Below are 12,819 nucleotides of genomic sequence, written 5' to 3' on the forward strand. Positions count from 1 at the left end.
AAATATTACTTTAATATAAAACTTGGTACTTGGTATGCTTTAATAGGTTTTGAATAGTAATAGCCTTGTATTGTATGACAATTATGAGCCTTTAAAAACTCTACAACCTCTAAGGTTTCTACTCCTTCTGCAACTACTTCTAGACCTAAACTATGACCGATTCTAATTATGGAGGACACAATCACTTCATCACGGCCCGTTAATACCCGGTCCATTAGACTTCTGTCAATTTTTAATGTGTGAATTGGAAGCTCACTTAAATATCGGAAGTTAGAAAAACCAGAACCAAAATCATCCATTGCTAGCTTGATTCCAAGCTTTTCTAATTTATGTAGTAAATTCAATAATTTATCCATATTCTTCATTAATATATTTTCTGTCATCTCTATTTCTAAATATTTTGCAGGTAGCCCGGTTTTCTCCAAAATTTCTTGCAAATTTGTAAAAAAATCATTCTGCTCTAACTCTACGGGACTTATATTAACGGAAATAGTTTGAAAAGGGACCCCCTGTTTGAGCCATATAACTCCTTGTCTACAGACTTCTTCTAACACATATTTTCCAATAGAAATAATGAGACCTGTTTCTTCTGCGAAAGGTATAAAGTCATTTGGCGGAATAATTTCTTTACCTTTTTTATTCCATCGAATTAATGCTTCATAGCCATCAACCTTTTCTCTTTTCAAATTTACTTTAGGCTGATAGTCAAGGTAAAACTCATGATTATTTAAACCTGCCCGAATATCGCTTTCTAACCCTACCTTGTTGACATGCCCCTCCATAAACTTTTTATCGAATATCACAGCAGTTCGCTTTCCATAGTCCTTTGAAATATTAAGTGCTAGATCAGCTGCTCGGTGCATTTCCTTATAACTAGATCCGTGCAACGGAAAGGAAGCAATGCCGATAGAACAAGATATATATATTTCCATTTCCTCTATACTAAAAGGTTCTTCAATCTTTTGGATTAATTCCAATGCATTTTCTAGTGTTTTATTTTCTTTTTGTCGCTCCACAATAAGCACAACAAATTCATCACCACCAATGCGATATAACTCACCAGTTCGTTTATAGAAATTCTTAATTCTTTTAGCAACTACTTTAAGTAAGGAATCGCCGGTAACATGACCTAAGGAATCATTAATATTTTTAAATCGGTCCAAATCTATATATAGAAAACTAAATGGCAGGTTTTCATTTATAAGTTCTACAATATCTCTTTCAAGAGCAGCGGTATTATATGTATTTGTCAAATGATCACGGTACGCCATCTCAGTGAGTTCAGTCCTCGCTGATTCGAGCTCTGTAATATCGTTGCCAATACCAATCGCACCACTTATTATTCCATCTTGTTCAATTGGAGAAATTGTAATATGTACACATCTATCGCCAAACCATTCTTTGTAGAAGACTTCTTCCCCAATATTAACTTTTTTTATATAAAATAATAATCTGTCTGTCATCTCTTCAGAAAAGTATGTATTTATATTATAGATTGGACTTAAAACTTTTTTCTTAATAGAATCCCTGTTGGGTTGAATCGTTTGTAGCCCTTTTTCAGCTAAATATTCTGCAGCTAATTTCCCTGTTAATAAGGAAAAACCACAATTGTTATCACTATCTTTTTCCACTTTGAAAACTAAATTGTTAATATGGTGGACAACTGTTTCAAATGAGGAAAGTAGTTTGGACTGCAATAATACTTCTTTTTCTTTTTCTAATGTAATATCCGTACGGATGCTGAGGAAATAAGTATCATTACCATACGTTTCAACAGGTAATATATATGTTTTCACCCAATATAATTCGCCATTCTTACGTCTATTGCATATTTCACCTGTCCATGTGTTTCCTTTAAAAATAGTTTCCCACATTTCTTTAAAGAAGGATGCAGGGTGAGTATTGGAATTAATAATTTTATGTGTTTTTCCTATTAACTCTTCCTTCGAATATCCTGTAATATCGCAAAAGCGATCATTTACAAATAATATTTGTCCAGCCTTGTTGGTAACAGCTATTATCATCGTTTCGTTCACTGCATAATCCATAAGCTCCATATTAAAAAAGGCATCGTCAAGCTTCTCCTGAAGTGCTATATCACTCGCCAATGACTCATCAAATATTGCAGTTTTAACTTTATATAATAATTCATCGGTGTTCGTATTAAATACAGACTTCATATTACTCCCCCCGCCTAAAAATGGTTGTTAAGTATCAATATCTAACTCAATGTTAGTTAAATAGTCACTATTTGTCAATGAGTCGACAGTAAATATATATCGATTTTACAAGAGTTGTGACATTTTATAATCTTTTAGTAAGAATTGGTTAACACTGAATACAAAAAGCCATCCTAGCTTAAAGAAATAGGATGACTTTTGGATCATATAATATTACTAATTTTCAATTTCATTTAGTTGCATTTTCATTATTTACTTTAGCAAACCTCTTACTAGCTTTACTTTATTTTTATACGGTGGAAAAACAATATTAATCGGTAAGGTAGTATTTTTCTTCACAATGGATTTTTGGTGAGTAAATAAAGTAAAACTCGCTTCTCCATGATAAGCTTGAGTCCCTGAATTTCCTACTCCCCCGAATGGAAGGTGTACACTGCCAGCATGCGTAATCGTGTCATTTATACAGCCACCGCCAAATGGGAGCTCTTGAAGAAAGTATTGCTGAGCTTTTTCATTTTCGCTAAACATATAAGCAGCCAAAGGTTTTGGCAATTTGCGAATTCGATACACTATTCCTCGTAAATCGCTATAACTAATGATAGGTAATATAGGACCAAACAATTCTTCCTCCATAGATGGACTATTGAAGTCAACTCCATTTAAAATGGTTGGCTCTATAAATAAATCATCCCGGTCCATTTTGCCTCCGAAAATAATTTGGTCCCTTTCCGCTTCTAAAACACCACTTAGTCGATCAAAATGATTACTATTCACTATTCTTCCAAGGTCAGTACTTTGTTGAATATCGTTACCATAAAATTGAGCAATTGCTTTCTTTAACTGTTCGATAAACTTATCTTTAACAGTTTCCTCCACTAATACATAATCAGGTGCAATACATGTTTGACCAGCATTCACGAATTTCCCCCACACAATCCGTTTAGCTGCAACAGCTAAATTAGCCGTGTGATCAACAATTGCTGGACTTTTCCCACCTAATTCTAGAGCAATTGGAGTTAATCTTTCTGCTGCTGCCTTCATCACAATTTTCCCTACTTGAACGCTTCCAGTAAAGAAAATAAAATCAAACGCCGCATGTATTAGCAAGGAGGTTTCTTCCTTTTCTCCCTCGACAACGCGAATATATCTTGGGTCATATGCTTCCGCGATTATTTTTTTCACGATATCAGATGTATTTGGTGTTGCTTCAGAAGGTTTTATAATTGCACAATTTCCTCCAGCAATAGCTCCTATAAGTGGTTCCATCACAAGCTGGAACGGATAATTAAATGGTGCAATGATCAAAACCGTACCGTATGGATCGTTGACGATAAAGCTTTTAGATGGCATTAAAGCAACTGGTGTTTTTACAACCTTTGGTACCATCCACTGCTCCAAATTTTTAATCATATAAGATATATTGTCATAAACCAATCCGATTTCCGTCACATAGGCTTCAAATTCACTTTTTCTTAAATCTTTGTATAAAGCTTCGATAACTTCTCCTTCATACTTTTTAATCGTCTTTTTAAGTATTTCCAATTGTTCTACCCGAAATGCCACAGTTCTCGTCATTCCACTATAAAAGTAAGCTTGATGCTCGTCTAGCATACGATTTAGTTGTTCCTCTGTAAATCTCATTTATACTCACTCCTTTTCCATTTCTTTACTCTTAAAGAAATCATACTATGTATTTCTAATAGAAGATAGAACAAGCAATTATTTTTGGTATACATGAAGAGTGACTTTCGTGGAATACTACTTTTAAGAATTCTTTTCCAACTATATTGATCAATAATTTCTTGATTCTTAAACTGGAAAGTTTATTTTATCTTAATTTTTTAATCGTTTTTATATAGTCGATTCTGTGGATATTGGAGAGGCGAGTCTAGCGGGAACAGCACGAGCGAGAGAACAGGCTCGAGAGGCACAAGCCGTGCCCGCCGAGAGCGGAAATCAGCGTTGTAAGTGTGCTTTTATGAAAGTGGCACATATAGCAAAACTTTTAGCCTATACACTTTAGAAAATCTATGCTTATTGATTCATTTTTCAGCAAAATAGTTTATGAATGAAAGTTGGCAGGGTATAGAACTGATATATAAATAAACGTATTAAGGGAGGAAATAACAATGACTGAAACAGAAACTTGGTGGGAGCCCATTTTTACAGGAGCTATCGCATTAGGGCTTAATAAGGAACGAATGAATGAAATAGAAGAAGAATCATTTTTATATTTTAAAGAAGACCACGGTGAAACGGAGACACCTAATTGAATAACCGATATAGGATATCAGCTTTTCCCTTCATATGATTAAGGAAAAGCTGATTTTTTCATTCTATATTCTTCCAAAGGTATAAAGCGGCATAGCTATTATAAGGTGACCACGATTCTAAATGAGGTGTAATTTCACTTTTCATAGGCTTTCTGTCTAAATGCCAAAGTATTTTAAGTGAATTTTGAAGCCCTATATCCGCTAATGGAAATAGATTCTCTCTTCCTAAACCAAACAACAAGAAGCTTTCTGCTGTCCAAGGACCAATTCCTCTGTACTTAATCAGTTCTGAAATGATGAAATCATCCTCTTGAGTGGAAAGAGCCTCTAAGTTTAATTGACCCTCTGCAACAGCTTTAGATATCCCTACAATATATTCTGCTTTTCTTGTACTAAATTGCATTTGACGTAACGTATTAACATCAATACTCGCTATAGTTTCAGGAGACGGATACAACCAAACACCCTCCTTGCATTTACCAAAAGTGTGAACGAGTCTTTCAGTTAATGTTCTAGCAAAAGAAAGATTTAGCTGCTGATGAATGATACTTTTAATAATATTTGCGTATAAAGAAAAATCCGTAATAATCGGAGTTCCTTCGAATCTTAAAAACAACGAATGTAAATTAGTATTTAAAAAGTGCTTTTGAATTGGTTCTAAGCTTCGATTAAAATGAAAGATGGATTGCACTCGTTCATATTGTTCCTTTGTTTCTAAGCCCGATACTATAAATTTAGGTTCATGAAATGACCCAATACTTTGAACCGTTATAATAGATTCTTCCAAAGGGATTTTGACTGTTTGATTGGCTATATCAACGCAATTTAATGGATCGAAAGCTAGTCTTATTAAGACATCCTCCATCCGATAATTAAAGGCTAACTCTACTGTTTGTGTCATGGCTATCTACTCCTTTTTAACTCATGTTACAATACAATGGGTGATATTAATGAAAAAGTTTTTTGTATGGGTAGGTCTACTTTTTGGCATTCTGTATGGTTGTGAAGAAAATTCCTCTAATGGTGTCATTCAAACAAGTGGAAGCACAGATCAAATTTCCGTAGAAGTTGTTGAGGTGATTGACGGCGATACTATTAAGGTCAAGTATAATGGAAATATAGAAAAAGTTCGATACTTGCTAATAGATACACCAGAAACAAACCATCATACATTAGGAAAGCAGCCTTTTGGTCAGGAATCGAAACAACGCAACAAGGAATTATTAAATAGTGGGGATGTCACAATTGAGTTTGATGTAGGAAACCGTATAGATGATTACGGCAGAATGCTAGCATATGTTTATGTAGATGGGGAGAGCGTTCAAGAAACATTGCTAGAAGAGGGGCTTGCCCGTGTTGCCTATGTATTCCCTCCGAATACCCGGTATTTAGATGAGTTCGAAAAAGCTACTGAAATTGCGGAGAAGAAGAAAATGGGGGTATGGCAGACAGAGGATTATGTCACGAACCGGGGCTTCGATGTTTCAGTTAGAGCCAATAAAAACACTCAAGAAGCTGTACAATCAGCCAAAAAATGTAACATTAAGGGGAATATTAATCGGCAGGGTAAAAAGATTTACCATCTACCTACCGGAAAGTATTATGAGCAAACAAATCCTGAAGAATGGTTCTGCACCGAGCAGGATGCTACTAAAGCAGGTTTTAAAAAATCTGGGGAGTAACAAAAAAACTGTGTAGCCTCTTTGAACGAGGCCGCACAGCTTAAGTTCTAGCACCTTTTATTTTAACTTCTGGTGCTGTTTGTTCAGGTGGAATATCTGCAAACGTTTCATTTTCTTCTTCTAAATCTCTCGTCCGATGCGCCAAACGCGAAGCCGCACTCGAAGCAATGCTTGCTACTAAATCATCCAAGAAAGTATGAACCGCTCCACCGATCTTTGTATCTAGTTTAGAAATAAGTCCTATTTTATTTTTATCTAAATGACCAAACGTCGTTACTGCAATACTTCCGTACGTAAATACAGCCCCTAGTGCGATCGTTTCGTCTACCCCGAACAATCCTTCATCTGCTTCTACTATTTGTTGTAACGGTGCAGATAACATTTTCTTCTCTGCTAACTCGTCTAGTTCGATACCAACTAAAATGGCATGCTGCATTTCTCTTTTTTTCAATACACTTTTAACCGATTCTATACAATGCTCAATCGTAAGGCCTTTGTTGTATGGAAACTGCATTTCATAGACGATTTTTGCAATTTCTTCAATCGTAACTCCTCGTCTCTTTAAAGCATCCTTTGTAGCTTGCTCCACTTCACGTGAATGGACTCTTGATGTCTGTCTATCCATATTATTATCCCCTTTGATTTTACAGCGTTTGGTTTATTATACCTCTTTGCTAGTATATGATACAATTTCTTTACTACATGAATGACTTTAGGAGGAACTTATGAATAAAGGTACTATTCAAGATATATCTTTTTTTAGCGAAGCTTTACAGGAAGATATGCAACTACTAATTTACTTACCACCAAACTATTCACCACTATATAAATACTCAGTACTAATCGCATCCGACGGCAAAGACTATTTTCAGCTAGGTAGAATTTCCAGAGTTGCTGATGAGTTATACGAAGAGGGTGCAATAGAAAACATAATCATCGTTGGAGTGCCTTATAAAGATGTTAAAGACCGGAGAAGCAAATACCATCCAGAAGGTTCAAAGCATATTGCTTATACTCGATTTTTAGCTCAAGAGTTAGTCCCTTATATAGATGATAACTATCCTACCTATCAGGTTGGTATGGGGAGATCTCTTATTGGCGATTCCTTAGCTGCGACTGTTTCACTGATGACTGCTTTAGCTTATCCAAATACATTTGGAAAAGTAATTATGCACTCTCCGCTCGTAAATGATGAGGTTCTTAAAAAAGTGGAAAATCACGCAGACGTACATGCTTTTTCGCTATATCATGTCATTGGAACGGAAGAAAAAGCAGTGAAAACTGGTGACGGCAAACTAACAGATTTCATCACACCTAATAGAGAATTACACAATTTAATTAAGAATAAAGGGATTTTGACCTTTTATGACGAATTAGAAGGTAACCATACGTGGAAGCTTTGGCAACCAGATATGAAAAGATCTCTCCTGCATAATTTTAGCGTATAGAGATATATTTGTTATAATAGTAATGTGATTGTATAAAAATTTGAGGAGGTAGTTAAAATGAAATACGGAATTGTTGCTTTTCCATCTAAAAAAGTCCAGGACTTCGCAAACTCCTATAGAAAGCGTTATGACCCTCACTATGCTTTAATCACTCCACATATGACCGTTAAAGGAGTATTTGAAGCTGATGAAAATGAAATAAAAACAATTGCAGAAAAGGTTTCTCAAGTTGTAAAAAAACATAAACCTTTTACTTTAAAAACAACAAAAGTTGGTTCATTTGCCCCTGTTACGAATGCAATATACTTTAATGTACAGTCAACAGATGAACTAATTAAGCTACATGAAGATTTAAATGCTATCGAATACAATGATGAGGAAAGTTATTCTTTTGTTCCCCATATTACAATTGCTCAAAAAATGAGTGCAAGTGAACATGATGATGTTCTCCCTCAATTAAAAATGATTGGTGCACAATTTGAAGAAGTAATCGATCGACTTCATCTACTATATCAATTAGAAGATGGATCATGGACTGTATACGAAACATTTAGATTGTCTGGAGCTGAATAAGGATTGGTTTATGCAAAAAAAGTGGAAACTGAAAAAGAATATGAAGATGCTATTAAAATAAGAAGAAAAGTATTTGTAGAAGAACAGGATGTCCCACTACACCTTGAACTCGATGAGTTCGACGCAGAAGCAGCGCATTTTGTAGCCTATGATGAGAAAACACCTTTTGGAGCTGGCAGGATCAGAGTAATTGAGCCGGGTATCGGAAAAGTAGAACGTGTTTGTATTCTTCCTAGTTATCGAGGGAAGAATTTAGGAAATCTTATGATGCAATGCATGGAGGACTATTCAACTTCTGCTGGTCTTACTAAGTTAAAGCTTAATGCACAAAGTCAGGCTATCCTTTTTTATGAAAAAAGAAATTATACAATAACTTCACCTGAGTTTTTAGAGGCTGGAATTCCTCATCGAGCAATGGAGAAACAAATTTAATATTTTAACTCATGCGGAGGGCCGTGACTATCGTCATTGCCCTCCATTTGTTGTCGAAAAAATTCAAGAATTATGTGTTACTTAAATCAATATGCTGCATTTTTTGTGTCATTCTCTCTATCAAAAACATATACATACTAATAACTAATGTAATGCACTGTACATTGTAAGCAAACGATATAGGTCTCCATAGTAAATTCATCTTAACATTCCAAGCTTTTTATGATTTTCTAGTTGGCAGTAAGATTTTTTATCATGGATTCTTTTTATTTTTTATGTGAATCAATTTCAAAATTTATAATTTAATTTTCAAACACGAATGATTACTTTGTTTCGCAATTTATTATCCGTTATTAAAAAAGGTAATTCTGTCGATTGGTGCCGTTACCGTGGAAAGCGTCCGTCTAGAGTGGAACAAGTGTTGTTCGGTTTTCACTATTTAGTATGCTTTTTGAAATTATGTAATTATAGAATTATATAGAAAAGCAGGAGTCTTCCTTTTATTGAAAAGTTCCTGCTTTCTGATAGCCTATTTATCTCAATTACTTCTCTAAGCTAATTAAAAACTAACTGCACCCAAATATATAAGAGTGTTAGCGTTACAATCGTTGTTATTGGAATAACCTTTAAAGTAATGCTCAAATAATCCTTCCATGTAATTTTTATTTTATTTTTTCTTAGAATATCCATCCATATAAGAGATGCAAGTGTTCCAATTGGTAGCAACAGTGAACCCATGTCACTTCCAATTATATTTGCAAGATAGATTGTTTTTAGAGTTATTGGATCTAAGCCCATCTCTGTTAGTGTAATCGTCCCAATCATTAAAGCAGGGTGATTGTTAAAAAGGTTAGAGAGTATGGACACTACCCCCCCCATGATGAAACTTGCTTGAAATAAACCTTGCTGAACTATCGGTTCACACCATTGAACCAATAATGCAGTTAGTCCGACATTGTGTAGACCATAAATAATTACATACATAGAAAATGCAAATATTAGAATATGCCATGGCGTTTTTTTCAATATATCTATTGGATTTGATTTTAAATAGTAGCCTCGCCAAATCAGAAGTATGATCGAACTAACTACCGCTACGATTTCAATGGGAATATTTACATAAGATGCGACAAATAGCAGACCTCGTACAACTAAAACAAAAAATAGGACCTTCAACATAAATCTAGTACGTTTTTGTTTTGTTTCTAAGGAAATACTTGTTTTCAGTGGATGGAAGCTTTTTGTGAAAAAGGATTCTTCAATATTAATGAGAGAGTTTGGTAAAGTTACTGGCAGCTTTTTCTTCACAATAATAAACATCAAACATGACATAAACAATAACCCTATGGTTGCAGGGACAAACATCATTAAAGTATGCATCCATAAGGACATATCAACAATCTTTAAAGCTATTAGGTTAACTAAATTACTTACTCCTATAGGTGCGCTTGAGGCAGTTGCAATTAGTGCTCCACTAATTAAATAGGGGATCTGTTGAGGAGGTTTTAGTCGCATGTTCTTAAGAAGTAATATTAAAATGGGAGTAGTTATTAAAATACTACCGTCATTATTAAACAACAATGTCATCCCAAAACACAATAACTGTATATACCAATACAATCGATAACCCGATCCTTTTGATAAACTTACAATTCGAGTAGCTGCCCAGTTGAAAAAACCGAAGCTTTCTAATATAACAGCCATGACAACTGTCGATATGATCGTAATGGACGCCCCTCCAATTTTATTGATAATATCTAGTACATCTTCTAAAGACACAATACCTGCTATTAAAATAATCACAGCACCAATTGTTGCTGGCCAAGCCTCATTTACTTCCCTAGGTCTTACAAAAATGATTAGCATAGTAGATAGGAACACCAAGGTGGCGATTCCAATTTGCAAACTCATACATATACCATTTCCTCTCCTTGTTAAGATTGTCCTCTTCCTTGTATGTATATTCTCCTTCTCCTTGAAGAAACGAGGTGTATGTCCATACCTATTTAATTATTAATTTATATTTTCACTTTTACTCAAAAAAAAACTATATATTCCCAAATTCAAGAAGCATGAATCATTTCATGCTTCTTGAATTTGAGATTATTTTATCCAATACAGTGAGAGTATTATTCATAACTACTCCCTTGTCTTTCTTACTTATACTTCGTGAAATGTCTTTAAGTGATCAATATTTAGATAATTTTTAATTTCTCTTGCTTTCTCCAGTTCCACTATTTGTTTTTCTACATTTATTATTTTCCCTATATGACTCTTACTTCCGCCAATATTGAACACACCCATTTTAAATTTAAACTTTTCTATTTGAGCATTAAACGTATTTTCAAGGGGTGCTTTCACTAATGGGTTGACGTACGTGCTATCTAAACGGTAAGGACCTTCATTTGAAACATAAGGAATTAGCCACTTCAAATGATTAGTAGATATATACATCGTTTTGTACACAGGAGAATAAAACTCAAAATAGTCAGCCATTACCTGAGTAATGCAACCATGCAAAGGCTGATCATCTATCAAATATATTTCAGAATACTTACCCATAGCTTGGTGCAAGGTATTTTGTAAAGTCAAATCCTCACTATTTCTTTCAAACTGATTACTAGATGATTCAGTAGGAAAAATTGTTTCGAATTCATTCTTCTGGATTGCACGGAAACCATGGACATGATGGGTTGGGATGTACAAATAATCTGTTCCGTTGAAAATAACCATTAGGTCAGTTCCCAAATCAATTAGAACACCCTTTAATATCTTCTTTCCTGAAACTTCAATTTGAACTAATTCCTTGACCAGACTTTGAATAATTTTATTCAAGGTCACAACTCCTTTTACCATTTATTCATCTGTTAACTAAATTTTCCTTAAGCTACGGTACATGGATTTTGCATGTTTCATCAACGAAATATATTGCTTTTCTAATGCAACCGTCTCTTGTTTAGAATCATAAATTGGATTACTATTAGTGATTTTTCTCTGTCCAATTATCTCTGGACAGTATTCACTTCCTTCAATTCTTGGATGAAAGTATGATCTATTTACTGTTTGGTTCAAATTAAATCCATTTGAAATTTGTACTGCAGCGTAATTCATCAATGCAAAGTATTGCTGCTCCAACATTTCTTTTACTTCTTTTGGGCTTAGTACATTCTCATTTATTTGATCTTTTTTTTTTCAGAAACCTGCGATATTTTATTTGAAGTCTCTTGTTTGTCTTCACTGTTTGAACTTTCGATTAATTGATTTGAAAAAGATCTAGTTTGTGTGGTCGTTTTTCTTATCGAATTAGTTTCCTTTTGTTGGGCAACTGTTGATTGATCACTGTTCATCGTACTCCATGCCGTTAAAAGTACACTTTTTTCCTTCACTTTTAAAGGGTTTGTCGAAAGGACAAGCTGGTTATCAGAATGGGCAATATGTTGTTCTTCATCTAGGTGATTTAATATTTCAGCTGGATAAATTTCTAGCTCCTCTTCAAATTGAGGAGCAAATGCATTTTCCTCTAATACATCTTTTTTGGGTTCCGCTATCTCACTAATTGATAAATTGTCTTTAGCATATAAAATAGAAGAACTTTCCTTTTGTGCTACTTCTTCATTATTATTTATTAATTCTGTTATATCTCCGATAATCTTAATATCTGCAGGGGTATATTTCTCCTGTTCGTGTATCAAGTTTTCATCTTGAATTTCAAAAGTTTCTTTCCTTAAACCTGATCTGTATAGCTGTTGAATTGTACGCTGTTCCTTTTTATTTAAAAAGGTGTAATCATTAATCGTTATTTCACCAGAAATATCTGTAATATGTGAAATAGGCACATAAAGTAACTCTTTGTTATGGATTAGAATAATATAATCCTCATGGATACAGCTTAATACTCCAAAAAAACTATGATTACTATAATTATTTAATGTAACCCAGTGATATCGTAATGCAATTAATACATCTGTCAGATCTTCTCTAACAAGATGCGGAATGGGTTTCATTGCTAGACCTAGATCTGTGGTATTTTTTGAAAGTGCTTGTATTTGGTCAATTGCTAAATAGACAATATCTTCATTTATTTCTAAAACAATATGATTACGTTTAACATCTAATAAGATGCCCTCTACAAATCGATTATTTGTTAGGTGTAAACCTATATTCCTATTTTTATTGGTATACAACACATTTGTGAAGTATTTTTTCACTTTAAGGGCTCCTCCCTTATAAA

General features: G+C 34.2%; 13 protein-coding genes. 5 read left to right on the top strand and 8 right to left on the bottom strand.

Going from position 1 to position 12,819, the window contains the following annotated elements:
• Window positions 1-5: 5 nt before the first annotated feature.
• Both ACIQX2_RS01735 and ACIQX2_RS01740 read right to left on the bottom strand, forming a co-directional pair.
• Complete coding sequence (locus ACIQX2_RS01735) at window positions 6-2,180, bottom strand: sensor domain-containing protein (RefSeq protein WP_402846310.1); 2,175 nt, start codon at window positions 2,178-2,180, stop codon at window positions 6-8.
• A gap of 252 nt (window positions 2,181-2,432) precedes the next feature.
• Window positions 2,433-3,821 carry an aldehyde dehydrogenase gene (locus ACIQX2_RS01740; protein WP_402846312.1) on the bottom strand — a complete coding sequence of 463 codons (1,389 nt, stop codon included), beginning with the start codon at window positions 3,819-3,821 and terminating at the stop codon, window positions 2,433-2,435.
• A 488-nt stretch (window positions 3,822-4,309) separates the two neighbouring features.
• On the opposite strand from ACIQX2_RS01740, the gene ACIQX2_RS01745 reads away from it, so the two are divergent.
• A complete protein-coding gene (locus ACIQX2_RS01745) occupies window positions 4,310-4,453 on the top strand; it encodes a hypothetical protein (protein ID WP_402846314.1) in 144 nt (47 codons plus the stop codon).
• Window positions 4,454-4,511: 58 nt separating this feature from the next.
• On the opposite strand, the gene ACIQX2_RS01750 is transcribed toward ACIQX2_RS01745, so the two are convergent.
• Entirely contained in the window at window positions 4,512-5,354 is an 843-nt protein-coding gene (locus ACIQX2_RS01750; protein ID WP_402846316.1) for a DNA-3-methyladenine glycosylase family protein, read from the bottom strand.
• A gap of 49 nt (window positions 5,355-5,403) precedes the next feature.
• Between ACIQX2_RS01750 and ACIQX2_RS01755 the strand changes: the two genes are divergently transcribed.
• On the top strand, window positions 5,404-6,135 hold the full coding sequence (locus ACIQX2_RS01755) for a thermonuclease family protein (RefSeq protein WP_402846318.1): 732 nt from the start codon (window positions 5,404-5,406) through the stop codon (window positions 6,133-6,135).
• Window positions 6,136-6,175: 40 nt separating this feature from the next.
• On the opposite strand, the gene ACIQX2_RS01760 is transcribed toward ACIQX2_RS01755, so the two are convergent.
• Window positions 6,176-6,760 (bottom strand): phosphatidylglycerophosphatase A family protein, encoded by a 585-nt coding sequence (locus ACIQX2_RS01760; RefSeq protein ID WP_402846321.1) that lies wholly within the window; start codon window positions 6,758-6,760, stop codon window positions 6,176-6,178.
• Between the two features lie 100 nt (window positions 6,761-6,860).
• Here ACIQX2_RS01760 and ACIQX2_RS01765 point away from each other — a divergent pair, with 100 nt between their 5' ends.
• Genes ACIQX2_RS01765 through ACIQX2_RS01775 form a run of 3 tightly spaced genes read left to right on the top strand, consistent with a single transcriptional unit; the run spans window position 6,861 to window position 8,588 of the window.
• Window positions 6,861-7,583: an alpha/beta hydrolase gene (locus ACIQX2_RS01765; protein WP_402846323.1), complete on the top strand. Its 723-nt coding sequence runs from the start codon at window positions 6,861-6,863 to the stop codon at window positions 7,581-7,583.
• 57 nt (window positions 7,584-7,640) lie between these two features.
• A complete protein-coding gene (locus tag ACIQX2_RS01770) occupies window positions 7,641-8,156 on the top strand; it encodes a YjcG family protein (protein WP_402846326.1) in 516 nt (171 codons plus the stop codon).
• A gap of 3 nt (window positions 8,157-8,159) precedes the next feature.
• Window positions 8,160-8,588 (top strand): GNAT family N-acetyltransferase, encoded by a 429-nt coding sequence (locus tag ACIQX2_RS01775; protein ID WP_402846329.1) that lies wholly within the window; start codon window positions 8,160-8,162, stop codon window positions 8,586-8,588.
• A 555-nt stretch (window positions 8,589-9,143) separates the two neighbouring features.
• Here ACIQX2_RS01775 and ACIQX2_RS01780 read toward each other — a convergent pair.
• The 4 genes from ACIQX2_RS01780 to ACIQX2_RS01795 all read right to left on the bottom strand — a co-directional run bounded on the left by ACIQX2_RS01780 (window position 9,144) and on the right by ACIQX2_RS01795 (window position 12,796).
• On the bottom strand, window positions 9,144-10,499 hold the full coding sequence (locus ACIQX2_RS01780) for an arsenic transporter (RefSeq protein ID WP_402846331.1): 1,356 nt from the start codon (window positions 10,497-10,499) through the stop codon (window positions 9,144-9,146).
• 249 nt (window positions 10,500-10,748) lie between these two features.
• Window positions 10,749-11,423, bottom strand: coding sequence for a DUF2642 domain-containing protein (locus tag ACIQX2_RS01785; protein WP_402846333.1), 675 nt, complete (start codon window positions 11,421-11,423; stop codon window positions 10,749-10,751).
• A 36-nt stretch (window positions 11,424-11,459) separates the two neighbouring features.
• On the bottom strand, window positions 11,460-11,726 hold the full coding sequence (locus ACIQX2_RS01790) for a hypothetical protein (RefSeq protein WP_402846335.1): 267 nt from the start codon (window positions 11,724-11,726) through the stop codon (window positions 11,460-11,462).
• Window positions 11,727-11,761: 35 nt separating this feature from the next.
• Entirely contained in the window at window positions 11,762-12,796 is a 1,035-nt protein-coding gene (locus tag ACIQX2_RS01795; protein WP_402846337.1) for a hypothetical protein, read from the bottom strand.
• Window positions 12,797-12,819 lie beyond the last annotated feature (23 nt).

This window comes from Psychrobacillus sp. NPDC096623, from assembly GCF_044762655.1.
GTDB lineage: Bacteria > Bacillota > Bacilli > Bacillales_A > Planococcaceae > Psychrobacillus.

Coding starts and splice junctions, on each gene's coding strand:
- ACIQX2_RS01735 (WP_402846310.1), bottom strand. CDS start 2,180: ATGAAGTCTGTATTTAATACGAACACCGATGAATTATTATATAAAGTT.
- ACIQX2_RS01740 (WP_402846312.1), bottom strand. CDS start 3,821: ATGAGATTTACAGAGGAACAACTAAATCGTATGCTAGACGAGCATCAA.
- ACIQX2_RS01745 (WP_402846314.1), top strand. CDS start 4,310: ATGACTGAAACAGAAACTTGGTGGGAGCCCATTTTTACAGGAGCTATC.
- ACIQX2_RS01750 (WP_402846316.1), bottom strand. CDS start 5,354: ATGACACAAACAGTAGAGTTAGCCTTTAATTATCGGATGGAGGATGTC.
- ACIQX2_RS01755 (WP_402846318.1), top strand. CDS start 5,404: ATGAAAAAGTTTTTTGTATGGGTAGGTCTACTTTTTGGCATTCTGTAT.
- ACIQX2_RS01760 (WP_402846321.1), bottom strand. CDS start 6,760: ATGGATAGACAGACATCAAGAGTCCATTCACGTGAAGTGGAGCAAGCT.
- ACIQX2_RS01765 (WP_402846323.1), top strand. CDS start 6,861: ATGAATAAAGGTACTATTCAAGATATATCTTTTTTTAGCGAAGCTTTA.
- ACIQX2_RS01770 (WP_402846326.1), top strand. CDS start 7,641: ATGAAATACGGAATTGTTGCTTTTCCATCTAAAAAAGTCCAGGACTTC.
- ACIQX2_RS01780 (WP_402846331.1), bottom strand. CDS start 10,499: ATGAGTTTGCAAATTGGAATCGCCACCTTGGTGTTCCTATCTACTATG.
- ACIQX2_RS01790 (WP_402846335.1), bottom strand. CDS start 11,726: ATGTTGGAGCAGCAATACTTTGCATTGATGAATTACGCTGCAGTACAA.